Origin of the sequence: Bradyrhizobium sp. IC3123 (genome assembly GCF_020193625.1) — a bacterium.
GTDB classification, from domain to species: domain Bacteria; phylum Pseudomonadota; class Alphaproteobacteria; order Rhizobiales; family Xanthobacteraceae; genus Bradyrhizobium; species Bradyrhizobium yuanmingense.
In genome coordinates, this window is sequence record NZ_JADYVF010000005.1 from 224,899 (window position 1) to 251,763 (window position 26,865).

Sequence of the window (26,865 nt, forward strand, 5' to 3'; positions counted from 1 at the left end):
GGCCATGCGCAAGAACCAGGTTGCCGTCGTCGGCGCAGCCGAGACCACCGAGCTCGGTGTCATCCCGACCGCCTCGCAGCTCCAGCTGCACGCGGATGCCGCGCTCAACGCCATTGCCGACGCCGGGCTGAAGCTGTCCGACATCGACGGCTTTGCCACCGCCGTCGAAACGCCGCAGCAGGTCTGCCACTATCTCGGCATCAAGCCGACCTGGGTGGACGGCACCTCGGTCGGCGGCTGCTCCTTCATGCTGCATGTCCGCCACGCCGCGGCGGCGATCGAGGCGGGTCTGTGCAAGACCGTGCTGATCACCCATGCCGAGAGCGGCAAGTCGATGATCGGCAAACTGCCGCGCTCGACGCCAGCCGACAGCCTCAACGGCCAGTTCGAGGCGCCCTACGGCGTCTACGGCCCGCCAAGCATGTTCCCGATTCCCGTGCTGCGCTTCATGAAGACCTACGGCATCACCCACGAGCAGCTTGCCTCAGTGGCGGTGGTGCAGCGGGAATGGGCGGCGAAGAATCCGCGCGCGATGATGAAGGAGCCGATCACGGTCGCCGATGTCCTCAACTCGCGCATGATCGCCTATCCTTTCCGGCTTCTGCAGTGCTGCCTCGTCACCGACGGCGGCGGCGCGCTGATCCTGACCTCGGCCGACCGCGCCAGGGATTTTCCGCGCAAGCCGGTCTACATCATGGGCACCGGCGAGAGCGTCGAGACGCCGATGGTCAGCCAGATGGAGACGTTCAACTCCTCGCGTGCGTTCAAGACCGCCGGGCCGCTGGCGTTCAAGGAAGCCGGCATCGCCCACGGCGACGTCGACCATCTCATGATCTACGACGCGTTCGCGCATCTGCCGCTGTTCGGCCTCGGCGATCTCGGCTTCATGCCCTATGAGGAGACCGGCCAGTTCATCGCCGACGGCAACACGCGTCCCGGCGGGAAACTGCCGCTCAACACCAATGGCGGCGGCCTGTCCTACATGCATTCGGGCATGTACGGCATGTACGCGCTGCAGGAGAGCGTGCGCCAGATGCGCGGCATCGCGCCGGCACAGGTGCCGAACGCGAAGATTTCGGTGTGCCATGGTGTCGGCGGCATGTTCGCCGCGAGTGGCACGATCGTGTTTACGAACGAGAGGTAATGCGCCGCTCGCCTCTCCCTCTCCCCGTTCTTACGGGGAGAGGGTTGGGGTGAGGGGCCTCTCTCCACGGATGAGATGGCCGCGAGACCTGTACCCCCTCACCCGGATCGCATCTTCGATGCGATCCGACCTCTCCCCGCAAGCGGGGCGAGGTAAGAAACGCCGGAACGCATAGCGGAGAACCCACATGAGCAAATCACTGCAAGACAAGGTCATCATCGTCACCGGCGCAGGCCGTGGCATCGGGCGCGAGATTGCGCTTCTGTGCGCCGCCGAGGGCGCCAAGGTCGTCGTCAACGATCCCGGCGGAGCCGCCGACGGCGCCGGCGCGAACGCGGCGCCCGCCGAGGAGGTGGTCGAGGAGATCAAGAAGCGCGGCGGCACGGCGGTCGCCAATTTCGAGAGCGTCGCGGAAGCGATCCCCGCCAGCAAGATCGTGAAGACCGCGACCGATCATTTCGGCCGGCTCGACGGCGTCGTCAACAATGCCGGCATCCTGCGCGACATGATCTTCCACAAGATGAGCGTGGAAGCGTTCGAAGCCGTCATCAAGGTGCATCTGATGGGCTCGTTCTACGTCAGCCACGCCGCGGCGCGCATCTTCCGCGAGCAGGAGTCGGGCTCGTTCGTGCACTTCACCTCGACCTCCGGCCTGATCGGCAATTTCGGACAAGCCAATTACGCGGCGGCCAAGCTCGGCATCGTCGGGCTGTCGAAGTCGATCGCGCTCGACATGGGCCGCTTCAACGTCCGCTCCAACTGCGTCTCGCCGTTCGCCTGGACCCGCATGATCGGCACCATCCCGACCGAGACCGACGCCGAGAAGGCGCGTGTCGAGAAGATCAAGCAGATGGGCCCGGAGAAGATCGCGCCGCTCTGCGGCTACCTGCTCGGCGATTCCGCCAAGGACGTCACCGGCCAGATCTTTGGCGTGCGCATGAACGAGATCTTCCTGTTCAGCCAGAACCGTCCGATCCGCTCGGTGCAGCGGAACGAAGGCTGGACTCCGCAGTCGATCGCGGACCACGGCATGCCGGCGCTGAAGGGCTCGTTCTACAAGCTCGATCGTTCGGCCGACATCTTCACCTGGGATCCGGTGTGAGATTGCGCGAATAGGGGGTGGCGAATGGCGAATAGGGTTTCTATTCGCTACTCGCCATTCGCAATTCGCCCTACCCCGTATTCCGCAAGCCCGCCGAGATGCCGTTGATGGTCAGCTGGATCCCGCGCAGCACCTGCTCGTCGGGGTTCTGCGCGCGGTGCTCTCTCAAGAGCTCGACCTGCACGTGGTTGAGCGGATCGAGATAGGGGAAGCGGTGGCGCACGGAGCGCTCCAGCAGCGGGTTGCCCTGGAGCAGACGGTCCTGACCCATGATGTCGAGCAGCGTCTCGATGCAGGAATGCCATTCGCGGCGGATGCGGCCAAAGATTTTTTCGCGCAAGGCCTCGTCCGGCACCAGCTCGGCATAGCGCGAGGCGATCGCGATCGAGCTCTTGGCTAGCACCATGTCCATGTTCGACAGCAGCATGCGGAAGAACGGCCATTCCTGGTAGAGCTCTTTCAGGAACGGCATGCCCTGCTCTGGATGCTCCGCGATCCACTGTTCGACCGCGCTGCCGAAGCCGTACCAGCCCGGCAGCATCAGTCGGCATTGCGCCCAGGAGAACACCCAGGGAATCGCGCGGAGGTCCTCGATCGCGCGGGTCTTCTTGCGCGAGGCCGGACGGCTGCCGATGTTGAGCGTGGCGATCTCGTTGATGACGGTGGACGACCAGAAGTACTCGACGAAGCCTTCGGTCTCGTAGACGAGGCCGCGATAGGCCTTGAAGGCGAGGTTCGAGAGTTCGTCCATCGCGGTCAGATATTCGCGGCGCGGCGCGCTCTGGCGCGGATGCAGCAGACTTGCCTCCAGCGTCGCCGCGGCGAGGATTTCCAGATTGTTGCGGCCGACCTCGGTGTTGGAATATTTCGACGAGATGATCTCGCCCTGCTCGGTGATGCGGATCTGGCCGTTCACCGCGCCGCCGGGCTGCGCGATGATGGCGTCATAGCTCGGCCCGCCGCCGCGCCCCACGGAGCCGCCGCGGCCGTGGAACAGACGTAAGCGCACGTGGTGCCGCTCGAACACTTCGACGAGGCCGATCTCGGCCTTGTAGAGCTCCCAGCCCGAGGTGACGAAGCCGCCGTCCTTGTTGCTGTCGGAGTACCCAAGCATGACCTCCTGCACGCTGCCGCGGCTGTCGACGAGCCGGCGGTAATCGTGCAACGACAGCATGCGGTCCATGATGCCGCTGGAAGCCTGCAAATCCTCGATGGTCTCGAACAGCGGCACGATGTTGATGGCGCTACGGCCGGAGGGATGGACGAGGCCGACCTCCTTCAGGAGCACGGCGACCTCGAGCATGTCGGACATGCCCTTGCACATCGAGATGATGCATTGGGGAATGGCGTCCGAGCCGAATTTCGCATGCGCTTCCGCGGCGGCATGGAACACGTTGAGCTCGCCCATGGTCTCGTCGCTGTATTTGACGAAGGGCGAGACCAGCGCGCGCGTCGAGCGCAGCTCGTTCGTCAGCAGCGAGATGCGGGCGTCCTCGCCAAGCGCGAGATAGGACATGCCGGGATTGGCGGCGTCGATCAACTCGGCGATGGTGCGCTCGTGGACGGCCGAGTTCTGGCGAATGTCGAGCCGGGCCAGGTGAAAGCCGAAGCAATCCACCGCGCGGCGCAAGAGCCGCAGCCGGCCGCGGGCGATGACGCGGGCGTTGTTGGAGATCAGCGAGCGATGCAGCACGTCGAGATCGGCCAGCAGCTCCCTGACGCTCTCGTAAGGCGCCGCTTTGCCGACAGGCCGGCGCGTGATCTCGACTTCGAGCTTTTCGGCCGTCGCGGTGAGGCGGGCATAGATGCCTGAGACTGCCAGGCGATAGGGCTCGCCGCTCCGGTGCGGCGAGGTGTCCGGCGAGCGCTCCGCCAGGGTGCGCAGCTCCTCGGAGACGTCGGCGAGATGGGCTGCGATCGACAACTCCGCGCCGAGCACGTGCAGCTCGTTGAGATAGAACTGCATCACCCGGCTCGACTGCAGCCGCAGCGTGCCGCGCATCACGTCGGCGGTGACGAAGGGATTGCCGTCGCGGTCGCCGCCGATCCAGCTGCCCATGCGCAGGAACGAGGCGAGCTCGCCGGCCGCCTGCTCGCCGCCCTCCTCCAGCCGATCCTCCAGCGCGTTGATGAGCCGCGGCACCTCGCGCAGGAAGGTGTAGTCGTAGAACGACAGCCCGTTGGCGACCTCGTCCAGCACGGTGAGCTTGGTCCGGCGGAGCAGATTGGTCTGCCACAGCGTCAGCACCTCGCGGCGGAGCTGCTCGTCGCCGGCATCGGCCTCCTCCGCGGTCATGGCGACACGCTCGCGGCGATCGAGCAGGGCTGCGATCTCCATCTCGCGGTCCATGGTGCTCTTGCGGCGGACCTCGGTCGGATGCGCGGTCAACACCGGGCTGACCAGCGCGGTCTTGAAGAAGGTGCGGAGCTGATCGGGACCAATGCCCGCCGCCTTGGCGTGCGCCAGTGTCTCCGCCAGCACGCCGGAGCTGCCATTCTTGGCCGCCGCGCGTGCGCGCATCTGTCGAATATTGTTCTGGTCCTCGGCGATGTTGGCGAGGTGCGAGAAATAGCTGAAGGCGCGGACGATCCGCACCGTCTCGGAGGTCGACATGCTGTCGAGGATCTGCTCGAGCTCGCGGCGGGCGAGCCGGTCCTCGTCGCGGTGGAACCTGATCGAGGTCTGCCTGATGCGCTCGACCAGGTCGAACACGTCGGCGCCCTCCTGGTCGCGCACGGTGTCGCCCAGAATGCGCCCGAGCAGGCGGATATCGTCCCGCAGCCGGGCATCGGCCTCCATCGCCTGGACATCCTCAGGGCGGTTGGGGCGCTGCTCAGTGCTGTCGGATGGTACGGTCTGGAGGGACATGGCTCGCTCCCCTGCTCGCGCCCTTGGCGGCCCGGTCCGGCGGAGTGTGCGATATTTTTCTACCGCAGTGCAAGATGAACTTGATGGCGGCGCGGCAGGGCCGGGGTGATGATCGCGTGTCCCGGACAAGCAGCAACGCCGCAAGCGTTGTTGCGCCGAGCCGGGATCCAAGAGCCGCAGGGCACATTGCTGCAATATGGGCCCCGGCTCTGCAGCGCATCGCTGAAGAAGCGCTGCGCTGCGTCCGGGGCACGAGATGAGCTAGTTCTGGAAATAAAAACGCCTCCGCGGTCTCGCGGCGTGGTCCGCCCGAAGTTTTGCTGTCCGTTTCGCCCTCAGCGAGAAGCAAGGGCGCAGGGAAGGCCGGGCGCCGGCTGGCACCCAGGTCCGCACGCGAAAAACGCACGCGGGGTGACCACAGGTGATGCCGGACATCCCGGCCTTCCCTGCGCAATGGTTTTACGGCTTATGGCGCGCTCTCCCCGGGGAGCGATGCACTATTGCCCCCGTCGCCTTGCGGATAATCGATGCGCGCACCCGGTCGGGCCGCTTCACCACCGCAAGCCTTGACGCACAGACCCCGGGCGTCAGGACCACACGCTTTTGCCGTCCGCGGACGTCCCTCCCCAGACAGTCGGAAGCTCGCGCGTGCTCGCCCCAATGCCGAAAAGAAACGCTGTGACCGCGCCGTGTCGTACCGCGGATCGCGACGGCTCACGGGCCTCAGCCCGCCCTGCCACCCCGTCACGCGCCGGCGCTGCCGCGTCCATCGCATCCCGGCCTACGTATCGTGACGATCGCGAAACGTCCCTTTGACGGGCTGGGATGCGCTACGGTTTAACCGAAACAACGAATTCGGTCAATCAGAATATTTTGCACTCCCGCCCCTTGACCTGCATTTGGCGTGTTTTGCCCGACGGGCAGCGCGAGGGATTGGGGCGCAGACCACGAGCCATGGCGCTGAAAAATAGGCTCCGCTATCTCGAAATGCGTAGGATGGGTAGAGCGCTGCGAAACCCATCACGTTGCGTCATCGGCGGACAGGTTGATGGGTTTCGCAGACGCTCTACCCATTCCACGAGCTTGCTCGGGCTACAAGCGGACGCCGCGCACTTGGCTGAATGGCACCAGAACTGTAGATTGAACTGCCGCGAAACAAGCAAAACGGCAAGGTCGTTCATATTCGGAGCAGTTCGACTAAATGGCGCGCCCCTTCTTGATCGTCTTCGATTGGATTTGGCTCGCCCCCATTTTCGTGACAATGGTGGGCGGAGTATCTGCTCTGCGGACGCAAGGCCCACCATGGATCATCCACCTGTGCGTCTTTGGATGTTTGCTCGCAGCGTTGCCAGCGTTCATTGGTCTATGGAGCACAATAGATCCGGACGCCGCGGGTGAGCCGACAAACGCATTCACGGCGCTGCATTACCTCATTGTGATGGTGGGGTGTGGCCTTGCATACTCAATCTTTGCCTTGATGCTTTTCTTGAAGAGAAGGCGAATAGCCTGAGCATGGCAATCGGCGAACAGATGATGGGTTTCGCTGCGCTCTACCCATCCTACGAGCTAGCGCAGTGCAAGATGAACTTGGTGGCGGCGCGGCAGGGCCGGGCTCATGATCGCGTGTCCCCAAGCAGCAACGCCGCAAGCGTTGCTGCGCCGAGCCGGGATCCAGAAGCCACAGAGCACAACGCCCGCAATATGGGCCCCGGCTCAGCAGCGCACCACGCCGCGAAGACGCGTCGCGCTGCGCTGCGTCCGGGGCACGGAAGCTTTCTCTTTGTCTTTCATAGAACATGCCTTCGCGGTCTCGCGGCGCAGGCGCCCGAAGTTTTGCTGTCCGTTTCGCCCTCATCGAGAAGCAAGGGCGCAGGGAAGGCCGGGCGCCAGCCGGCACCCAAGGTCCGCACGCGACAAGACGCACGCGGGGTGACCACAGGTGATGCCGGAACATCCCGGCCTTCCCTGCGCAATGGTTTTACGGCTTATGGCGCGCTCTCCCCGGGGAGCGATGCACTATTGCCCCCGTCGCCTTGCGGATCACTGATGCGCGCACCCGGTCGGGCCGCTTCACCACCGCAAGCCTTGACGCACAGACCCCGGGCGTCAGGACCACACGCTTTTGCCGTCCGCGGACGTCCCTCCCCGGACAGTCGGAAGCTCGCGCGTGCTCGCCCCCAGTGCCGAAAAGCAACGCTGTGACCACACCGTGTCGTGCCGCGGATCGCGATGGCTCACGGGTTTGCCCGCCCTGCCATCCCGTCACGCGCGCGGCGCTGCCGCGTCCATCGCATCCCGGCCTACGTATCGTGACGATCGCGAAACGTCCCTTTGACGAGCCGGGATGTGCTGCGGTTTACCCGAAACAGCGAATTCGGTCAATCAGAATATTTGCACTCCCGCCACTTGACCTGCATTGGCGTGTTTTGCCCGTCGGGCAACGCGAGCATGGTGTGCGCCGCATCGCCTGGCCCCGTCCCGCCGCAGCCAAAGGCTGCCCCCGGCGTCTGGTTTGCCACCGACAGCCAGCGCAACAAACGAATGAGGTTCGTGGCCAAGAGCTGAGTCGACCATGTCCAATTCCAGCGCTTGCTACGGCCAGAAAGCAAGATGACAACTTGCGGCGATGGTGGCAGAATGATGACAGACGTGGTTTGAAGACTTGGCGACCAAGAACAACGAAGAGAATAGTTCGCCGCGGTCACGTTGTCCAAGGGAGGAGATGGCTCATGAAACGCATGTTTCTGGGACTGGTCGCCGTTGCCCTGATCGCTTCGGCGTTTGTCGTATCCACCACAACAGTCATGGCGCAGACGAAGGTGTTGAAGATGCAGGCCACATGGCCGGCGTCGCTCACGCTCTATGACAACTTCACCTATTTCGTCGATCGAGTGAACAAGCTGTCAGCCGGCGCGCTGAAGATCGAGGCGATGCCCGCCGGCCAGGTCGTGCCGGCGTTCGAGGTGCTGGACGCAACCAACAAGAAGGTGCTCGACGGAGCGCATGCGTGGGCCGGCTACTGGACCGGCAAGAACAAGACCGCGATCCTGTTCACCGGCGGTCCCGGCGGCACCTTCGGCATGGACTTCATGGACGTGATGGGTTGGCTCTATCACGGCGGCGGCCTCGAGCTTTACAACGAGTTTTATCAGAAGGAGCTCAAGCTCAACCTCGTCGTGTTTCCAATCCTGCCTGCAGGGCCGCAGGCGTTCGGCTGGTTCAAGAAGCCGATCCAGACGGTCGAGGACATGAAGGGCATGAAATGCCGCCAGACCGGCATGGCCGGCGAAGTGTGGCAGGCGCTCGGCTTCACGGTGGTCAACATGCCGGGCGGAGAAATCATTCCCTCCGCGCAACGCGGCGTGATCGATTGCGCCGAATGGGTCGGCGGCATCGAGGACATGCAGCTCGGCTTCCACAACGTCTGGAAGTATCACTATTCACCCGGCTTGCATGAGAACGTGACGGTCGGCGAGCTCGTCATCAACGGCGATGTGTGGAAGGAGCTCAGCCCGCAACATCAGGAGATCATCAAGTCGGCGGCCAACGAGACATTCCTCGTCTGGTGGACCAAGTGGCAGCGCCAGAACGCCGATGCGCTGATTGAGATGCAGCAGAAGCACGGCGTACAGATTCTCCGCACGCCGACGGAGATCCTGCTGGCCTTCATCAAGAAATGGGACGAGATCGCGGCCGCCGAGGGCGCCAGGAACCCGTTCTTCAAGAAGGTGCACGACTCGCAGAAGGCGTATGCCAGCGCTGTGGTCCCGTACAAGAGGTCTTACTTCCCGCCATACTCCTTCATGGCGAACTACTACTTCCCAACCGAGAAATAGGACTTCCTCCGAGGGCGGCCGATTTGACCGCCCTCAATTCGCACGCAGGCGGCCTGCTTTGCGCCGCACGAATGATCGGCGAAAGGGGCGAGGCATGGCTGAGATAACAGGCGGGCAGCCACCGGCGCTTCTGGCTATCATCAGGATGATCGACGGCTTCACCGACCGGACCGGCACGATCATCTCATGGCTCTCGGTGCCGCTGGTTCTCGCCGTCGCCTATGAGGTTGGGGCGCGTTACCTGTTCAACGCGCCGACCATATGGGCCTACGACGCAACCTACATGCTGTACGGCTCGCTCTTCATGCTTGGCGCCGCTTACGCGCTGCACAAGGGTGCTCATATCCGTACCGACTTCTTCTGGGAGAAGTTCTCGATCCGTAGGAAGGGCTGGATCGATACGATCTCCTATGTCGTCTTCTTCTTCCCGAGCCTGATCATGCTGTTCCTGATCAGCTGGAACGAATTTCACTACGCCTGGCTGATCAACGAGACTTCGGACCAGACTCCCTGGCGGCCCGTGCTGTGGCCGTTCAAATTCGTCGTGCCGCTCGCCTGCCTCCTGCTGCTGGTCCAGGGCGTGTCCGAGTTGATCAAGAGCATCTACATGGCGCGCACCGGCGTCGAGCTGGAGCATAAGGAGAAAGTCGAGATATGACCGCAGAAGCGCTCATCGGCCTCATCATGCTGCTGGTGCTGCTGGGCGCGATCTTCATCGGTGTGCCGATCTCGTTCACGTTGCTGTTTCTCGCCTTCTCGTTCGGCTACTGGGGCATGGGCGGGACGGTCTTCGAGCTTGGTTACTTCCAGACCATCGGCATGATGAAGGAAGAACTTCTCGCCGCCGTACCGCTGTTCATCTTCATGGGCTTCATCACCGAGCAGGCGGGACTGATGGAGCGCCTTTTTACGGCGTTCCGCATGCTGCTTGCGCCGGTGCGCGGCGCACTCTTCCTCGTCGTCATCCTGACCTCGACCGTGTTCGCGATGGCGACAGGCATCGTCGGCGCAGCCGTCACCGTTCTTGGCATCATGGCATCGCCGATCATGACGAAGGCGGGCTATGATGCCAAGCTTTCAGCGGGCACCATCACGGCGGGCGGCACGCTCGGTATTCTCATTCCCCCGTCGGTCATGCTGATCGTGATGGGGCCGGTGCTCGGGGTTTCGGTCGCCGATCTCTATGCTGCAGCCTTCGGACCGGGCTTTCTGCTGGCCGGCGTCTACATCATCTATCTGATGGGCCGCTCCTTCATCAATCCCAAGCTCGGGCCGCCAGTGCCAAAGGATGAGCGGATCTACTCCGCTGGATACATTGCACGCGAGGTGGCCGTCGGAACGCTGCCGCTGCTCGGGCTTATCACGGCGACGCTCGGCTCGATCATCGGGGGGCTTGCGACGCCGACGGAGGCCGCTGGCATCGGCAGCGTCGGCGCGCTGATCCTGGCCATCGCATATCGCAGGTTCTCGCTCAGCGGACTGCAACGGGCGCTGATCTCGACGATGGCGACGTCGAGCATGGTCCTCCTGCTGGCGGTCACGTCGAACATTTTCGGTGCGGTGTTCGCCCGCCTTGGCTCAGCGAACTGGATCACCGAGACGATGCTCGGCCTGCAGTTGCCGCCGAGCCTCATGCTGATTGTCGTGCTCCTTCTCATTTTCCTGCTGGGGTGGCCGTTTGAGTGGCCGGCCATCATCCTGGTGTTTCTGCCGATCTTCTATCCTGTCGTGAAAGGCATGGGCATCGACCTCATATGGTTCGGAGCGTTGGTTGCGGTGGTGCTGCAGACCGCTTTCCTGTCGCCGCCCGTCGCCATGTCAGCGTACTATCTCAAGCAGGTGGTCAAGGGCTGGAGCCTCGGAACGATCTACGCTGGCATGTTCCAGTTCATGGTGCTGCAGGTGATCTGCGTTGGCCTGATGATTGCCTTCCCCGGCATTGCGACCTGGTTCCCACACACGCTGCATGAAGCATCTCGCAGCCAGGTGATCCCGGAGGAGTACAGAAAAATCCTGGAACAGCAGAAACAAGCACCGTCCCTGGAAGACGAGGACTGGTTGACACCAAAAAAGAAGTAGCCCGCGTGATTGAATCCGCGACGGCGCCGCACGGCTCCGCTCTGCCGCCGAACGCCGACGTTGAGGCAACGTCCTAAGCCGGCACGATCACCTTGCCGATCGGCCAGAGCGCGATGCGGGCGAGCTTCAGATGGGCCCAGGCGAAGGGGATGCCGATGATGGTGACGGCGAGGACCAGCGCGGTCAGGAGGTGACCGAGCGCCAGCCACCAGCCGGCGAGCACGAACCAGATGATATTGCCGATCACCCCGAGCGGGCCGGTGCCGATATCCTCGACGCCGGTGACATCGTAGCGGTTGACCGCCCGGGAGCCGAACGGCAGCAGCGTGTAGACGGCGATGTTGAACGCCGCCCGCGCCCAGGGCAGGCCGATGATGGTGATCGCCATGACGATCGCGGCGATCAGCCAGCCGAACGCCATCCAGGCGCCGCCGATGAGGATCCAGAGGATGTTGAGCAGGATGGAAACGGGGGCCATGGGACGATCCGGAGGTGGATGATCCCATCCATATAGGCTCGGAATTTGTTCGTGCCAGGACGCTTCCAGCGCGCGGGGCGTAGCCCGGATGGAGCGAAGCGTAATCCGGGATGATCTTTCCACGGCGAGAGATCCCGGATTACGCTTCGCTCCATCCGGGCTACGAAGTAGCTAGATCTTCCGGCCCGCCTGCTCCCAATAGGGATCGCGCAGGCGGCGCTTGAAGATTTTTCCGGAATCTTCGCGCGGCAGGCCGGTGCGGATCTCGATGTGCTTGGGCACCTTGTAGTCGGCCAGATGCGCCTTCAGCGCGGCGCGGACATCGGAAGCAGCGAGCGTGACCCCGGGTTGCGGCTCCACCACCGCCATCAGCGCCTCGCCGAACTCGGCGTCGGGGATGCCGAACACGGCGCAATCATGCACGCCGGGCACCGCATGCAGCACGGATTCGATCTCGGCCGGGTAGATGTTGACGCCGCCTGATATCACCATGTCGCGCTTGCGGTCGCAGATGAAGACGTAGCCGTCTTCATCGATATAGCCGACGTCGCCGGAGGTGATGAAGCCGTCGCGGTCGATCTCGGCGCGCTTCTCCGGCTTGTTGTGATAGGTGAAATCGGCCATCTCGGCCATGCGCGAATAGATCTCGCCGATCTCGCCGACCCCGAGCACGCGTCCGTCGTCGCCGACGAAGCGCAGCTCGGCGCCCGGCGAGATCCTGCCGACGGTGCCGGGCTTCTTCAGCGCATCCTCGGAGGTTGCGAAGGTCACGGCGCTGGATTCGGTCGAGCCGTAGAACTCGTAGATCACCGGCCCCCACCATTCGATCATGGCGCGCTTGACGTCGGCCGGGCACGGCGCGGCGGCGTGGATGACGTGGCGGAGCGAGGAGACGTCGTACGTCCTGCGCACCTCCTCGGGCAGCTTCATCAGGCGGATGAACATGGTCGGCACCATGAAGATGGTGTCGATCTTGTAGTGCTCGATCGCCTGCAGGAATTCCTCCGCCTCGAAGCGCGGCATCAGCACCAGCACCCCGCCGAGCTTGCCGGCGCGGATGCCGAACGAGTTCGGCGCGGAATGATAGAGCGGCCCCGGCAGCAATGCGCGGGCGCCGGCCTTGAGCCCATAGATCATCGCACGCATGCGCTCACCGGCAGCCTGCTGCTCCGGCGTCGGCGCGTTACGGCGGACGCCCTTGGGATGGCCTGTCGTGCCCGACGTGTAGATCATGTTCATGGGCTGCGGCACGATCGGGCCGTCATAGGGCGGGTGTTGCGCGAGCCAGGCTTCGAAATCGATCGCGAAGTCCGGCGTCTTCAGATGATCGGGATCGATCTTGTAGTTGGAGCGGATTTCCGGCGGCGTCGGCACGCTGAGCACGGTGACTCCCTCAGGAATCGCATCGCGCAAACCGTGCAGCATGTCGGCATGAGCGATCAGCACGGCGGCGCCGGAATCCTTCAGGATGTAGGTGATCTCCTCCGGTTTGAAGTGCCAGTTGATCGGCACGCCATAGGCACCCAGCCGCATCGCCGCGTAGGCGGCTTCCAGGAAGGCGATGTCGTTGCGCATCAGCATGCAGACGCAATCGCCTTGGCGGACGCCGATCTTGGCGAGGCCGGAGGCGATGCGGTCGGCGCGCTCAGTGACCTCGGCGTGAGAGCGGCGGCGCTCGCCGGAGACGATGCCGAGGAAGGGGGGCGTTTGGCTCATTGTTGTTTTTCTTTGTTGTTGTTTGTGCCGTCATTCCGGGTCGATGCGCAGCATCGAACCCGGAATCCATTTCACAGCGAACGATGCGGCTCGATGGATTCCGGGCCTGCGCCTACGGCGCATCCCGGAATGACCCAAAGCTAATCCGCAAAATTCGGCGCGCGCTTCTCCAGATTGGCGCGTACCGCCTCGGTCTGGTTGGGGCTGCCGATCAGCTTCTGCTGCTCGACGGATTCAGCGAGCAGCGCCGGGCCCGGATCGACCGAGAGATTGTTCAGCATCCGCTTGGCCGCGCGGATCGCATCGGGGCTTTTCCCTGCGATCTCGCGCGCGACATCAAGCGCCGCAGCGCGCGGATCGTCGCAGATGCGCGTGGCGAGGCCGTAAGCCAGCGCCTCCTGCGCCGAGAAGATCCGCCCGGTGTAGGTGAGATCGCGCAGGATGTCATCGCGCACCAGCGAGGCCAGGATCGGCGTGCCAGCCATGTCGGGCACGAGGCCCCATTTGATCTCCATGATCGACATGCGCGCATCCGAGCTGAGAAAGCGCATGTCGGCGCCGAGCGAGAGCTGGAAGCCGCCGCCGAAGGCGACGCCGTGCACGGCCGCGATCACAGGCATCGGTAGCTGGCGCCAGCCCCACACTGCTTGTTGCGCGAAGTTGGCCTTGCCATATGTGCGCACCGTGAGATCCCGATTTTCGCCACCCGGAATTCCGTTGCCCCCCTTCTCCTTCATGGCGGCAAAACGCCCCATGTCCAGCCCGGCGCAGAAGGCGCGGCCTTCGCCCGAGAGCACGACGGCGCGCACGCCCTTCTCCTTCGACAGCCGGTCGGTTGCGGCGACGAGGGCCTCGAACATGGGCTGATCCAGCGCGTTCATCTTGTCGGCGCGCACCAGGCGCACGTCGGCAACGCCTTCCGAGATCGAGATCGAGACGCGATCGTCCATGGACGAATTCTCCCCTAGTTCTTGCCTGTTCTTGTTCAGTGCCGCTTTACAGGCCGCCGGCGGCCGGATTTAGTCAATCGACCAATTAACTGACAATCGCGACAGAGGAAACAGCCATGTTCAAGGAAAATCTTCTGGCGGGCCGACGCATTCTCGTGACCGGCGGCGGCACCGGTCTCGGCAAATCGATGGCGGCGCGCTTTCTCCAGCTCGGCGCCGAGGTGCACATTTGCGGTCGGCGCAAGATCGTGTGCGACGAGACCGCAACCGAGCTGATGGATCTCTACGGCGGCCGCGTCACCAGCCACGGCGTCGACATCCGCAACGCGCTCGCAGTCGAGGAGATGATCGAGAGCATCTTCCGCGATGGCCCCCTCACCGATCTCATCAACAATGCGGCCGGCAATTTCATCTCGCGGACCGAGGAGCTCTCGCCGCGCGGCTTCGATGCGGTCGCCAACATCGTCATGCATGGCACGTTCTACGTGACACATGCGGTCGGCAAGCGCTGGATCGCCTTGAAGCAGCCCGGCAACGTCGTCTCGATCACCACGACCTGGGTGCGCAACGGCTCGCCTTACGTGGTGCCCTCGGCGATGAGCAAGTCGGCGATCCACGCCATGACGATGTCGCTTGCCACCGAATGGGGACGACACGGCATCCGCCTCAACACCATCGCCCCGGGCGAGATCCCGACCGAGGGCATGAGCAAGCGCATCAAGCCCGGTGACGAAGCCGGCGCGCGCACCAAGGCGATGAACCCGATGGGCCGCGTCGGCACCATGGAGGAACTGCAGAACGTGGCCGTGTTCCTGATCTCCGGCGGCTGCGACTGGATCAACGGCGAGACCATCGCCATGGACGGCGCCCAGGCGCTCGCCATGGGCGGCAACTTCTACCAGCTCCGCGACTGGAGCGACGACGACTGGAAGACCGCGCGCGAGAGCATCATGGCTCAGAACGAGAAGGACCGCGCGAAGCGGGGGTGACGGCGCATTGCAAATGCGCGGACGTGTAAGGGGCTGACGTTTTCACCACGCCCCCAGTTGTCGTCCCCGCCTAGTGCGCAAAGCGCAAGGGGGCGGGGACCCATAACTACAGGGAGCAGTCGTGGCGCGAGACAGGTAACTGCGTGTCTTCGCCAAACAACTTCCTGTGGCTATGGGTCCGGATCTGCGCGCGCTTGAGGCGCGCGCTTGTCCGGGACGACAGCGGAGCCCATCTTGTCTTCACCGGCGGATGACGCCACACTCCCGGGCATAAAAACAAACGCCTCCGGGAGAAACATGTCCACACAGAAACTGGCGAACCTCGCCGACATGGTGCGCGAGCGTGCGAAGAGCCGCGACAGCGCCATCGCCTATGAATTCGAGGGCCGCACCACGAGCTTCGCCGAGTTCGACATCAAGACCAACAAGGTCGCGAACGCGCTCCTCGCAATGGGCGTGAAGAAGGGCGACCGCATCGCCTATCTCGGCAAGAACAGCGACATCTATTTCGAGCTCCTGATGGGTGCGATGAAGGCTGGCGTCGTGATGGCGCCGGTGAACTGGCGGCTGGCAGGGCCCGAGGTCGCCTTCATCGTCTCGGATTGCAGGGCGCCGGTGCTGTTCGTCGGGCCGGAGTTCATCACTCAAGTGCGCCAGATCCGGGAGCAGATACCAAGCGTGCGCACCGTCATCACCACCGAGGGCGGCGCGCCGGAATGGCCGGATTTTACGGAATGGCGCGATGCGCAGAGCGGCGATGATCCGAAGGTGCCGATCGACACCACGGACATCGCGATCCAGCTCTACACGTCGGGCACGACGGGCAAGCCGAAGGGCGCGATGTTGTCGCATGCCAACTTCCTCAACCTGGTGCAATCCGGCAATGCCGAGGACAAGCCGGAGTGGAACCGGTGGTCGACCGACGATGTCTCGCTGGTGGCGATGCCGATCTTTCACATCGGCGGTTCGGGGTGGGGCGTCATGGGGCTCTATCACGGCGCCCGCGGGGTGATCGCACGCGAGTTCGACCCGACCAAGGTTTTGGATTTCTTCGAGCAGTCCGCCATCACAAAACTGTTCATGGTGCCGGCGGCGATGCAGTTCGTGGTGCGGCAGCCACGCGCCAGGACGGTCGACTTCTCGCGGCTGAAATACATGCTGTACGGCGCCTCGCCGATTCCCGCAGCGCTGCTGAAGGAATGCATCGAGGTCTTCAAATGCGGCTTCGTGCAGCTCTACGGCATGACCGAGACCACCGGCACCATCGTCGCGCTGCCGCCGGAGGATCACGTCGAGGGGCTGGAGCGGATGCGCTCGGCCGGCAAGGCGCTGCCGGGCGTCGAGATCGCGATCCTGGATCCGGACGGCAAGCCGCTGCCGCCGCGGCAGGTCGGCGAAATCGCAACGCGCTCGGGCTCCAACATGGCCGGCTACTGGAACCTGCCGGAGGCGACCGCATCCACGCTGCGCAGCGACGGCTGGCTGCGCACCGGCGATGCCGGCTACATGGACGAGGACGGCTATCTCTACATCCACGACCGCATCAAGGACATGATCATCTCGGGCGGCGAGAACATCTATCCGGCCGAGGTCGAGAGCGCTCTGTGCGACCACCCCGATGTCGCGGAAGCCGCCGTGATCGGCGTGCCTGACGACAAATGGGGCGAAGCCGTGAAGGCGATCGTGGTGATGAAGCCGGGCAAGCAGGCGACTGCCACCGAGATCATCAACTTCACCCGGACGCGCATCGCCGGCTACAAGACGCCGAAGAGCGTGGAATTCCTGCCTGCGCTGCCGAGGAATCCGTCAGGCAAGATCCTGCGGCGGCAGCTGCGCGAGCCGTATTGGGCGGGGAAGGATCGGCGGGTGAATTGATCCGCGGTGCCGTAGGGTGGGTTAGCCGTAGGCGTAACCCACCTCTTTGCAATCCACGCGGATGGCGCTGGTGGGTTACGCCCTGCGATCGCGCTTCGCGCAATCGCAGCGCTAACCCACCCTACGATAGCGGTGCGAGCGTCTAATGCTTCCCCGGCCCCATATACCCGAACAGGAATCCCGCCACTTTCCGCATCTGGATCTCCTCGCTGCCTTCGGTGATGCGATATCTCCGGTGGTGGCGGTAGATGTGCTCGAACGGCTTGTGGCGTGAATAGCCCATGCCGCCATGGACCTGCATGGCGCGGTCGGCGGCCTCGCAGCAGAGGCGGTTTGCCCAGTAGTTGCACATCGAGACCCGGTCGGACAGGGTGCGCTCGATTTGCTCCTCATTGAGCTGGTCCATCTCCCAGGCGGTCTTGCGGATCAAGAGGCGCAGCATCTCGGCTTGGGTCGCAAGCTCGACCAGCGGGAACTGGATCGCCTGGTTCTCGGCCAGCGCCTTGCCGAACGGTTTGCGCTCACGCGCGTATTTCACACTCTCGTTGATGCAGTAGACCGCGGCGCCGAGCGAGCTTGCCGCCTGGCGAATGCGGTTCTGGTGGACGAAGCATTGCGCCAGCGACAGGCCGCGGCCGACCTCGCCAAACAGCGCATCCTCCGGCACGAACACGTCGGTGAAGCTGACGCGCGGATGGTCGGTCGGCATGTTGAAGGTCCACATGTACTCCTCGACCTTCACACCATGGGTCTTCGCCGGCACCAGGAAGCAGGTGATGCCGCGGGCGTCGCCATCGTTGCCGCTGGTGCGCGCGAACAGCGCGCAGTGCGTGGCGACGTGCATGCCGGTCGTCCACATCTTCTCGCCGTTGATGATCCAGCCCTTGACGTTGTCGCGGGTGGCTGCCACCGCGCGCGTCTCCATGTGGGTGGCATCCGAACCGTGATGCGGCTCGGTCAGGCCAAAGGTGATGCGGTACTTGCCCTTAATGGAGCCGTCGATCATCGCCTTCTGGTCGTCGCGGCCGTAGCGGTCGAGCATGGTGACGACGGGGAAGTTGCCGACGATCGAATGCTCGTTCTGGAGGTCGTTGTGCAGGCCGAGACCCCTTGCGGCAAAATGCTCGCGGATCACGGCCATCCAGAGGTTGGAGCCGTCCTTGCCGCCGTATTGCTTCGGCACAGGAAAGCGCAAATGCCCGGCGGCATCCGCGAGGTCCTTGGCCTTGCGCAACAGCGCCTCCCATTCGTGGCGCGGCAGGCCGCCATTCTCGAAATCGGTCCGCGCCCATTCGCGGCGATGGTCGAAGAAGCGGATGTTGTCGTCGGCCCGTTCCAGCGGCTTGATCTCGCGTTCGATGAAACGGTCGAGCTCTCCGAGATAGGCGACGAGATCGGCAGGCAATGAGAAATCCACAGGTTCTCTCCCGGATTGATTTTATCGTTTTGCGTTAAGGCGCTGGGCGCATTCTTGCTTGGTGCGATTAAGGTGAGAAGAGCGCGTGCAAGTCAAGCAAGCCGAGATGTGAGGAGCGCAAGGCGCGCCCGCGCAATTCGATGGTGCTCTGGCGCACCCGCACGGTAGTATGGGGCCAATATTCCTTCGAAAGAAAATCCGGGAGCGCGCGATGGAGCTGAAATTCTCAAAGGTGGAACGCAAGGGGCCGATCACGATCGTGACGCTGTCGCGGCCCGAGGTCTACAACGCGCTGCACACCGATGCGCACTTCGAGCTTCAGAAGGTGTTTGACGATTTCTCCGCCGATCCCGAGCAGTGGATCGCGATCGTCACGGGCAGCGGCGATAAGGCGTTCTGCGCCGGCAACGATCTGAAGTGGCAGGCAGCGGGGGGAAAACGCGGCTGGGACAAGGGCGGCTTCGCCGGCCTCACCTCACGCTTCGACTGCGACAAGCCGATCATCGCCGCGGTGAACGGCGTTGCCATGGGCGGCGGCTTCGAGATCGCGCTCGCCTGCGACCTCATCATCGCCGCGGAGAACGCGACCTTCGCCCTGCCCGAACCGCGCGTCGGCCTTGCCGCGCTCGCCGGCGGCTTGCACCGGCTGCCGCGCCAGATCGGGCTGAAGCGCGCCATGGGCATGATCCTCACCGCGCGCCATGTCAGCGCCAAGGAAGGGCTCGAGCTCGGTTTCGTCAACGAGGTGGTGCCGCAGGGCGAGGCGCTCGCGGCCGCGCTGCGCTGGGCCGAGATGATCGCCAAGAATTCGCCGATGTCGATCCGGGCCTCGAAGCAGGCGATTCAGAAGGGGCTTGGCGTGTCGCTGGAGCAGGCGATCGCGGAGCAACGGGACTATCCGGCCGTGCAGGCGATGGTCGCCTCGCAGGATTATATCGAGGGCCCGAAGGCATTTTCCGAGAAGCGGCCGCCGAAATGGGTGGGGAAGTAGGAAACGGGTCTCCCCACTCGTCATTCCGGAGCGCGCCGACAGGCGCGAGCCCGGAATCCATTGAGCGACAGAACGTGCGGATGAATGGATTCCGGGTTCGTCGCTTCGCGACGCCCCGGAATGACGGCGGAGAGAGGAGCGCCCCCTCTCTCAACACTGTCATTGCGAGCGTAGCGAAGCAATCCAGGCTGCCCAGCAGAGACAGTCTGGATTGCTTCGTCGCAAGGGCTCCTCGCAATGACGGGGAGAGACCTACCCGCTTCGTCCTAGTTCGCGCTTGTACGAGGCATAATTCGGCTGATCGACCGCCAGCTTGTCCATCGTGGTTGCCCACAGGTGCTCGGCGAGGCCTGGGGTCGCGAGATCCATCTCCCCGCTCGCGATGCGATGTGCGAGAACACGGTTGAGCTCCATGACCGAGCCGTCGATGCCGAGCAGCGCGCGCAGGCGCTCCACCTCCTTCGCATCGCTTCCCTCCTCCCGCGTCAGCTGCCGCGTGACGAGGTCGAGGATGTTGATGGCGACGCGCAGCTTGAAGGCTTGGTGGCCGGAGATCAGCGGCGTGATGTCGCTGCGGAGGAAATCGGCGACTGCCTTGGTCAGCTCGATCGGGGTCGGCTCGTCCTGCATGTGTCAGCTCCCGCGCGGCGCCAGAAGCCGCAACAGATCGATCTCGGTCTCGCTGGCGCGGCGGCCGATCATGGCGCGCTCCATGGAATGGTCGGGCCCCTCGCGAAAGCGCTGCATCATGCCGCCGCACATGATGCCCCAGCGCAGCGTGCCCATCACTTCCCAGAACTTGACGCGCTCAGGGTCGACCTTGCGGCCCGAAGCCTCGTAACCGGCGAACAATTCCTCGCGCGAGCCAAAGCCGCCGACGGGCTTGTCGATCTCGCCGAAGCGCCAGGAGTTCACGCAGACCCAGCCGAGGTCCTCCATGGGATCGCCGAGATGGGCGAGCTCCCAGTCCAGTACCGCGCGAACGCCGTCGGCGCCGATGATGAGATTGCCGTTGCGGAAATCGCCGTGCACCAGCGTGGTCTCGGCCGCGGGACCGGGATCGTGATCGTGCAGCCAGCGCAGCGCCAGCTCGAATACCGGCTTGGGCCAGTTCAGACTGCGATAGTCGCGCTCGAACTCGGCGATCTCCTGGGTTGCGCCGCGGCTGCGCAGCTCGGGCAGTCTGTCCAGCGGCAGCCTGTGCAGGCCCGCGAGGATGCCACCGATCTGCCACGCCAGATGCGGCCGCGCCGCCGCATACTCTTGATCGCGAAGAATCTTGCGCGCGATGGTCTCGCCCTCGACGCGCTGCATGATGAAGCCGGTGCCGAGATCGTCCTCCGGCACCAGCACATGCAGGACGCGGGGCGACGGCACGCCGGCCTCATAGGCGAGCTGCATCAACTGCGCTTCCGCGGCAAGACCGGCCGCGCGGGTCGGCGCGGCGCCATAGCCCTTTGGTGAGCGCCGCAGGATCGCGCCGATCGGCCCGTCGGGATGGGAGATGTCGAAGCGCCAGGTTTCCTGGCTGGCGCCGCCGGAGAGCTTTGCCGCACAGGTCGCGCCGGTCGCCCCTTTGCACCAGCGCTGGACGCTGCGTGAAAGCGCCGCCTCGATCATTTGCCCTTGAACTGCGCGGGCCGCTTCTCGAGGAAGGCGCCGACGCCCTCGCGGAAATCCTCGGTGTCGCCGGCGCGGAGCTGGCACTGGAATTCCAGATTGAGCTGATCCTCGAAGGAATTTTCCGGGCTGTCCCAATAGAGCTTGCGGATCAGCGACAGCGCCACGGTCGGCCCGCTGGCGAGATCGCGCGCCAGCTTCATCGCTTCCTCCATCAAGACGCCGTCATCATAGACGCGGTTGACAAGGCCCCATTCCAGCGCCTTCTCGGCCGGCAGGCGCTCGCCCATCAACGACAATTCGATCGAGCGCGCGCGGCCGACGAGGCGCGGCAACAGCCAGGTCGAGCCGCAATCCGGCACGAGGCCGATGCGGCGGAAGGCCTGCAGGAAATAGGACGAGCGCGCGCATAGGATCATGTCGCCGAGCAGCGCGAAGCTCATGCCGGCGCCGGCGGCCGGGCCATTGACCGCGGTGACGATCGGGCAGTGCAGGTTGCGGATGCGGCGCAGGAAGGGATGAAAGCCGGTCTCCAGCGTAAGGCCGGCCTTGGTCTTCTTCGCCTGGTTGTTGCGGCCTTGCAGATTGGCGCCCGTGCAGAACGCCCGCCCCGCACCGGTCAGCACCACGCAGCGCACCTCGTCCTTCTTCTCCTCGATCGCATCGAGCGCCTCGGAAAGACCGCCCAGCATGTCGACGGAGACCGCGTTCATCACCTCCTGATGGTCGAGCTTGAGGATCGCGACCGAGCCATCGAAGTCGAGCGCGACGTGTTTGAACTGCATGGTTTCCTCATCAGTTGCGGCCCGCACCAGTTTCGCAGGCCGGAATTCGTTTTGCCGGGGCGCATATTTGATTTTTGGCGCGGTCTTGTCCATGGTGATCGGAGCATAGCAAGCAATCTTGTGCGCAGCGGCTGATGCGCCGCAGTCAAAAAACAGGAAACGCGCCATGAACCTCTTCGACCTTTCCGGCCGCGTGGCCGTGATCACCGGTGGCAATGGCGGCATCGGGCTCGGTATCGCGCAGGCGCTCGCGGGCCAGGGCTGCAACGTCTCGATCTGGGGCCGCAATGCTGACAAGAACAAGGCCGCTGCCGCGAGCATGGAGGGCCTGTCCGGCAAGGTCGACAGCCGCGTCTGCGACGTCACCGATCCGGCCTCGGTCGCTTCAGCGATGAAGGCGACGCTCGACACCTTCGGCCGGGTCGATGGCTGCTTCGCCAATGCGGGCATCGGCGGCGGTGGCCGGCGCGCCTTCATCGAGCGCACCGAGGAGGAATGGCGCACGATGTTCGCGACCAATCTCGACGGCGTGTTCCACGCGTTCCAGGCCGCCGCCAAGCACATGACGGATCGCGCCAATGCCGGCGATCCCTTTGGCCGGCTGGTCGCGACCTCGAGCCTCGCCTCGATCTTCGGCACGGCGCGCAACGAGCATTATGCCGCGACCAAGGCCGCCATCAACGCGCTGGTGCGCGCGCTCGGCGTCGAGCTGGCACGTCACGGCGTCACCGCCAATGCGATCCTGCCGGGCTGGATCAAGAGCGACATGACCGCAGGGCTCATGGCGAACGACAAGTTCGTAGCCAACGTGATGCCGCGGATTCCGATGCGGCGCTTCGGCGAAGCCTCCGATTTCGGCGGCATCGCGGTGTATCTGATGAGCAAGGCATCGTCGTATCACACCGCGGATACGTTCGTGATCGACGGCGGCTATACCGCGTTTTGATTCTCGTAGCCCGGATGGAGCGCAGCGAATCCGGGACGGCCAAAAGCAAGCAAGACCCGGATTTCGCTCTGCTCCATCCGGGCTACAACACTGAGGGAACGGGCAAATGTTTTCACACGTCATGATCGGTACCAACGACCTGGACAAGGCCAAGGCGTTCTACGACCAACTGCTCGGCACGCTCGAGGTGCGGCCGGCCAGGGTCGACGGCCACCGCATCTTCTACATCACCAAGACCGGAGTGTTCTCGGTATCGAAGCCGATCAACGGGGAGCCGGCGACCTGCGCCAACGGCGGCACGATCGGCTTTGCCGCCAATTCGCCGGAACAGGTCGATGCGTGGCACGCGGCGGGCGTTGCAGCCGGCGCAAAATCGATCGAGGATCCGCCCGGCATTCGCCAGGGCCCGGGCGGCAAGCTCTATCTGGCCTACCTGCGCGATCTCGATGGCAACAAGATCTGCGCGATGCATCGGATGGCGAACTAGCCACATCCACTGCTGTCATTCCCCGCGACCCGGCTACGCCAAGGCTTCGCCAGGGTTGAGGTCCAGGGGCGCCGAAGCTTTAGCGTAGGCGGCAGGCGGGGAATCCAGTACGCCGCAGCTACTCTGTTCAATCACTGCCGTCTCGGAGTACTGGATCGCCCGCCCCAGTGCGCAAGTGCGCACAAGGCGGGCGATGACGGCGGAGAGCGTGGCGGGCGTGCCCAGCGCGCCGCGCCCATTCAAACAACATTTCAAACGGCCTTGCGATATTCCATCGCATGGCATGGCCTCACGCGTGAAAATGCGCCCTCGCACTTTGCCGGCGCTGCGACTATTCTTGCGCACAACACATTCTAGCGATCCCGGGAGGACCAATGACAAAACACACCTACATTCCCCGCACCACCAACTACACGCTCAATCCCGGCGACGAGCTCAACGACTTGCGGATGTCGGACCAGGTCCGGCCGCTTTACGATCACGTCAAGAAGTTCATCCGCGATACCGTCGAGCCGATGTCGATCGAGTTCGCCAAGGCCGGCGAGGGCAAGGAAGATCGCTGGAGTTTTACGCCGAAGCAGCTCGAGGTGCTGGAGAAGGCCAAGAACAAGGCCAAGCAGGAAGGCCTCTGGAACTTCTTCCTGCCCGATGACGAGACCGGCCAGGGCCTGAAAAATCTCGACTACGCCTATATCGCGGCAGAGCTCGGCAAGAGTCCGCTGGCCTCGGAGACCATGAACTGCTCGGCGCCCGACACCGGCAACATGGAAGTGCTGGAACGGGTCGGCACCAAGGAGCAGAAGGAGAAATGGCTGAAGCCGCTGCTCAACGGCGAGATCCGTTCGGCCTATGTCATGACCGAGCCGAACGTCGCCTCCTCCGACGCCAAGAACATCTCGACCACCGCAAAGCTCGTCGGCGACGAATGGGTGATCAACGGCGAGAAGTACTACATCTCGGGCCTCGGCGATCCCCGCTGCAAGATCCTCATCGTGATGGTGAAGACCAACCCGGACGCGGCGCCGAGCAAGCAGCAGTCGCAGATCCTGGTGCCGCGCGACACGCCCGGCGTCGAGGTGCTCGGTCCCATGTACGTGTTCGGCCAGGACCACGCCCCGCGCGGCCACATGCACATGCGCTTCAACAATGTGCGCGTGCCGAAGGAGAACATCCTGCTCGGCGAAGGCCGTGGCTTCGAGATCTCGCAGCTCCGCCTCGGCCCCGGCCGCATCCATCACTGCATGCGCACCATCGGCAAGGCCGAGAAGGCGCTCGACCTGATGGTGCAGCGTGGCCTCACCCGTGAGGCCTTTGGCAAGAAGATCGCCCATCTCGGCGGCAACATGCAGATCATCGCGCAGGCGCGCTGCGAGATCGAGGCGATGCGGCTGATGGTGCTGAAAGCGGCGAAGGCAATGGACGTGCTCGGCAACAAGGAGGCCCGCGTCTGGGTCTCCATGGTCAAGGCCATGGTGCCCGAGCGCGCCTGCAAGATCATCGATCAGGCCATCCAGATGCACGGCGCCACCGGCATCTCGCACTGGACCCCGCTCGCCGAGATGTATCAGGACGTGCGGCACCTGCGCTTCGCCGACGGTCCGGACGAGGTGCACTGGATGGTGGTGGGCCGCCACGAGCTGAGCATGGCGTAAGGCGCCTTATCTCTTTCCCCTCTCCCCGCTTGCGGGGAGAGGGTGAGGGGGATTCTCCGCGAGGACGGTGACAGTCGGACTCGCGGAGAGCCCCCTCACCCGCCGCGCATTCCGCGCATCGGCCTCTTCCCGCAGGCGGGGAGAGGCGAAGAAAGCCGAGGAGCCACCATGGACTACGCCGCCAGCGAGCTGACGCCACGCGAGCGCTACAAGGTGCTGACGTCCTTCATTCTGCCGCGGCCGATCGCGTGGGTGACCACGCTCGGGCCGACCGGCGTGGTCAACGCCGCCCCGTTCAGCTTCTTCAACGCCTTCTGCGAGGATCCGCCGCTCTGCATGTTCGCGGCCAACCGCAAGCCGAACGGCGAGGACAAGGACACGTTTCTCAACATCCAGCGCACCGGTGAATTCGTGGTCAACCTCACGGACGAGCCGCTGGCGCGGGCGATGCACGAGAGCAGCGGCGATTTTCCGCCTGAGATCAGCGAGCCCGATTATCTCGGGCTGAAGCTTGCGCCCTCGACGAAGATCGGGGTGCCACGGCTAGCTGACACGCCCTGGGCGATGGAGTGCAAGCTCTGGAAGCTGATCGACGTCAACGACGATCGCCGGCTGATCATGGGCGAAGGCCTCCACTTCCACATCCGCGACGAGCTCTGGGACGACAAGGCGATGCGGGTGCACATGGACCGCTATCACCCGATCGGCCGCATGTTCGCCGACCGTTACTGCCGCACCGATGACCGCGTGGTGTTTCCGGCGGCGGAGGGCATGAAGAAATAGGCCGCAGCAACGGTGCGCTCCCTCGCCCCATTCCTACGGGGCCGCGACGAGCTTGGCTCGCGCTGAGAGGGTTGGGGTGAGGGGCCTTTCTCCACGCGCGAGACTGTCGAGGGACCTGTACCCCCTCACCCGAATTCGATCTGCGATCGAATTCGACTTCTCCCCACTTGCGGGGAGAGGTGATGAACCCGTTAGCTACGTCGCGGGCACGAGCTTGTCCTGGGTCTTGGTCTCGAAGTCGCTCGCGTCGTGGCGCTCGTGGAGCTGGCTGGCGGGATCGCCGGAGACCCGGTTGACCATGCGGCCGCGCTTCACGGCGGGGCGCTGCGCAATCTGGTCGGTCCAGCGCTGCACGTTCTTGTAGTCCTGCACCGACAGAAATTCGCCGGCGCCATATACGAGCCCCTTGGCGAGCGCGCCATACCAGGGCCACACCGCCATGTCGGCGATGGTGTAGTCCTTGCCCGCGAGATATTCGTTGTCAGCGAGACGCCGGTCGAGCACGTCGAGCTGGCGCTTGGTCTCCATTGCGAAACGGTCGATGGCGTATTCGATCTTGGTCGGCGCATAGGCGTAGAAGTGGCCGAAGCCGCCGCCGAGATAGGGCGCACTGCCCATTTGCCAGAACAGCCAGGACATCGCCTCGGTGCGGGCCTTGACGTCCTTCGGCAGGAAGGCGCCGAACTTCTCGGCGAGGTAGAACAGGATCGAGCCTGACTCGAACACCCGGACAGGCTCGGGGCCGGAGCGATCCATCAGCGCCGGGATCTTGGAATTTGGATTGATGTCGACGAAGCCGCTGCCGAACTGATCGCCATTGCCAATCTTGATCAGCCAGGCGTCATATTCGGCGCCCTTGTGGCCGAGCGCCAGGAGCTCCTCCAGCATCACGGTGACCTTGACCCCGTTCGGCGTCGCCAGCGAGTAGAGCTGAAGCGGATGCTTGCCGACTGGCAGCTCCTTGTCGTGGGTGGGCCCGGCAATCGGGCGGTTGATGTTGGCGAATTGCCCGCCGTTCTCCTTGTTCCAGGTCCAGACTTTGGGCGGCACGTAAGGGGCGTCGGTCATGCGGGGCTCCGGGCAAAAAGGATGCGTCTGCATTAATTAGCCCGCAAACGGCCGATGACAAGGGCGCCGCAATGCATT

22 protein-coding genes are annotated in these 26,865 nt (G+C 64.1%); 12 read left to right on the top strand and 10 right to left on the bottom strand.

The genetic code is table 11. The annotated features are described in order from the left end of the window. Nucleotides 1-4 precede the first annotated feature (4 nt). Together I6F20_RS18625 and I6F20_RS18630 are read left to right on the top strand one after the other, a co-directional pair. Nucleotides 5-1,144, top strand: coding sequence for a thiolase C-terminal domain-containing protein (locus I6F20_RS18625; protein WP_225127312.1), 1,140 nt, complete (start codon nt 5-7; stop codon nt 1,142-1,144). Nucleotides 1,145-1,331: 187 nt separating this feature from the next. After that, nucleotides 1,332-2,246, top strand: coding sequence for an SDR family NAD(P)-dependent oxidoreductase (locus I6F20_RS18630; protein WP_225127313.1), 915 nt, complete (start codon nt 1,332-1,334; stop codon nt 2,244-2,246). A gap of 70 nt (nt 2,247-2,316) precedes the next feature. Here the strand turns inward: I6F20_RS18630 and ppc are convergent, their stop codons facing one another. After that, nucleotides 2,317-5,115, bottom strand: a complete 2,799-nt coding sequence (gene ppc / locus I6F20_RS18635; RefSeq protein WP_225127315.1) for a phosphoenolpyruvate carboxylase — start codon at nt 5,113-5,115, stop codon at nt 2,317-2,319. Nucleotides 5,116-7,493: 2,378 nt separating this feature from the next. Then, complete coding sequence (locus tag I6F20_RS18640; protein ID WP_225127317.1) at nt 7,494-7,829, bottom strand: hypothetical protein; 336 nt, start codon at nt 7,827-7,829, stop codon at nt 7,494-7,496. Between the two features lie 15 nt (nt 7,830-7,844). On the opposite strand from I6F20_RS18640, the gene I6F20_RS18645 reads away from it, so the two are divergent. From I6F20_RS18645 to I6F20_RS18655, 3 genes are all read left to right on the top strand, one after another. Then, nucleotides 7,845-8,951 (top strand): TRAP transporter substrate-binding protein, encoded by a 1,107-nt coding sequence (locus I6F20_RS18645; RefSeq protein WP_036006206.1) that lies wholly within the window; start codon nt 7,845-7,847, stop codon nt 8,949-8,951. A gap of 94 nt (nt 8,952-9,045) precedes the next feature. Continuing rightward, on the top strand, nt 9,046-9,609 hold the full coding sequence (locus I6F20_RS18650) for a TRAP transporter small permease subunit (RefSeq protein ID WP_085968941.1): 564 nt from the start codon (nt 9,046-9,048) through the stop codon (nt 9,607-9,609). Between the two features lie 26 nt (nt 9,610-9,635). After that, nucleotides 9,636-11,030: a TRAP transporter large permease gene (locus tag I6F20_RS18655; RefSeq protein WP_225127319.1), complete on the top strand. Its 1,395-nt coding sequence runs from the start codon at nt 9,636-9,638 to the stop codon at nt 11,028-11,030. Nucleotides 11,031-11,103: 73 nt separating this feature from the next. On the opposite strand, the gene I6F20_RS18660 is transcribed toward I6F20_RS18655, so the two are convergent. The 3 genes from I6F20_RS18660 to I6F20_RS18670 form a co-directional block, all read right to left on the bottom strand. After that, nucleotides 11,104-11,508 (bottom strand): YccF domain-containing protein, encoded by a 405-nt coding sequence (locus tag I6F20_RS18660; protein ID WP_225127321.1) that lies wholly within the window; start codon nt 11,506-11,508, stop codon nt 11,104-11,106. A gap of 171 nt (nt 11,509-11,679) precedes the next feature. Beyond that, on the bottom strand, nt 11,680-13,224 hold the full coding sequence (locus tag I6F20_RS18665; protein ID WP_225127323.1) for an acyl-CoA synthetase: 1,545 nt from the start codon (nt 13,222-13,224) through the stop codon (nt 11,680-11,682). A 140-nt stretch (nt 13,225-13,364) separates the two neighbouring features. Further along, on the bottom strand, nt 13,365-14,174 hold the full coding sequence (locus I6F20_RS18670; protein WP_225127324.1) for a crotonase/enoyl-CoA hydratase family protein: 810 nt from the start codon (nt 14,172-14,174) through the stop codon (nt 13,365-13,367). 116 nt (nt 14,175-14,290) lie between these two features. Here I6F20_RS18670 and I6F20_RS18675 point away from each other — a divergent pair, with 116 nt between their 5' ends. Together I6F20_RS18675 and I6F20_RS18680 are read left to right on the top strand one after the other, a co-directional pair. Beyond that, nucleotides 14,291-15,163 (top strand): SDR family oxidoreductase, encoded by an 873-nt coding sequence (locus I6F20_RS18675; protein WP_109144463.1) that lies wholly within the window; start codon nt 14,291-14,293, stop codon nt 15,161-15,163. A 297-nt stretch (nt 15,164-15,460) separates the two neighbouring features. Continuing rightward, the gene (locus I6F20_RS18680) at nt 15,461-17,038 is read left to right on the top strand and encodes a fatty acid--CoA ligase (protein ID WP_225127325.1); all 1,578 of its coding nucleotides are present in this window, start codon (nt 15,461-15,463) and stop codon (nt 17,036-17,038) included. 142 nt (nt 17,039-17,180) lie between these two features. Here the strand turns inward: I6F20_RS18680 and I6F20_RS18685 are convergent, their stop codons facing one another. Further along, the gene (locus I6F20_RS18685; protein WP_225127326.1) at nt 17,181-18,455 is read right to left on the bottom strand and encodes an acyl-CoA dehydrogenase family protein; all 1,275 of its coding nucleotides are present in this window, start codon (nt 18,453-18,455) and stop codon (nt 17,181-17,183) included. A gap of 211 nt (nt 18,456-18,666) precedes the next feature. Between I6F20_RS18685 and I6F20_RS18690 the strand changes: the two genes are divergently transcribed. Further along, a complete protein-coding gene (locus I6F20_RS18690) occupies nt 18,667-19,446 on the top strand; it encodes an enoyl-CoA hydratase-related protein (protein WP_036016254.1) in 780 nt (259 codons plus the stop codon). Nucleotides 19,447-19,698: 252 nt separating this feature from the next. On the opposite strand, the gene I6F20_RS18695 is transcribed toward I6F20_RS18690, so the two are convergent. From I6F20_RS18695 to I6F20_RS18705, 3 genes are read right to left on the bottom strand one after another with little or no spacing between them, the layout of a single operon-like run. After that, on the bottom strand, nt 19,699-20,076 hold the full coding sequence (locus I6F20_RS18695) for a DUF6285 domain-containing protein (protein WP_036016253.1): 378 nt from the start codon (nt 20,074-20,076) through the stop codon (nt 19,699-19,701). A 3-nt stretch (nt 20,077-20,079) separates the two neighbouring features. Then, entirely contained in the window at nt 20,080-21,066 is a 987-nt protein-coding gene (locus I6F20_RS18700) for a phosphotransferase family protein (RefSeq protein ID WP_225127327.1), read from the bottom strand. Next, nucleotides 21,063-21,851, bottom strand: coding sequence for an enoyl-CoA hydratase/isomerase (locus I6F20_RS18705; RefSeq protein WP_225127328.1), 789 nt, complete (start codon nt 21,849-21,851; stop codon nt 21,063-21,065). The genes I6F20_RS18700 and I6F20_RS18705 overlap by 4 nt, the downstream gene beginning before the upstream one ends. 166 nt (nt 21,852-22,017) lie before the next feature. Here I6F20_RS18705 and I6F20_RS18710 point away from each other — a divergent pair, with 166 nt between their 5' ends. From I6F20_RS18710 to I6F20_RS18725, 4 genes are all read left to right on the top strand, one after another. Continuing rightward, a complete protein-coding gene (locus I6F20_RS18710) occupies nt 22,018-22,797 on the top strand; it encodes an SDR family NAD(P)-dependent oxidoreductase (RefSeq protein ID WP_036044683.1) in 780 nt (259 codons plus the stop codon). A 106-nt stretch (nt 22,798-22,903) separates the two neighbouring features. Then, a complete protein-coding gene (locus tag I6F20_RS18715) occupies nt 22,904-23,284 on the top strand; it encodes a VOC family protein (protein ID WP_036023004.1) in 381 nt (126 codons plus the stop codon). 374 nt (nt 23,285-23,658) lie between these two features. Further along, nucleotides 23,659-24,936, top strand: a complete 1,278-nt coding sequence (locus tag I6F20_RS18720; RefSeq protein WP_036023003.1) for an acyl-CoA dehydrogenase family protein — start codon at nt 23,659-23,661, stop codon at nt 24,934-24,936. A 168-nt stretch (nt 24,937-25,104) separates the two neighbouring features. Further along, nucleotides 25,105-25,719: a flavin reductase family protein gene (locus I6F20_RS18725; protein WP_036016244.1), complete on the top strand. Its 615-nt coding sequence runs from the start codon at nt 25,105-25,107 to the stop codon at nt 25,717-25,719. A gap of 195 nt (nt 25,720-25,914) precedes the next feature. Here the strand turns inward: I6F20_RS18725 and yghU are convergent, their stop codons facing one another. Next, nucleotides 25,915-26,787 carry a glutathione-dependent disulfide-bond oxidoreductase gene (gene yghU, locus I6F20_RS18730; RefSeq protein WP_036023001.1) on the bottom strand — a complete coding sequence of 291 codons (873 nt, stop codon included), beginning with the start codon at nt 26,785-26,787 and terminating at the stop codon, nt 25,915-25,917. Nucleotides 26,788-26,865 lie beyond the last annotated feature (78 nt).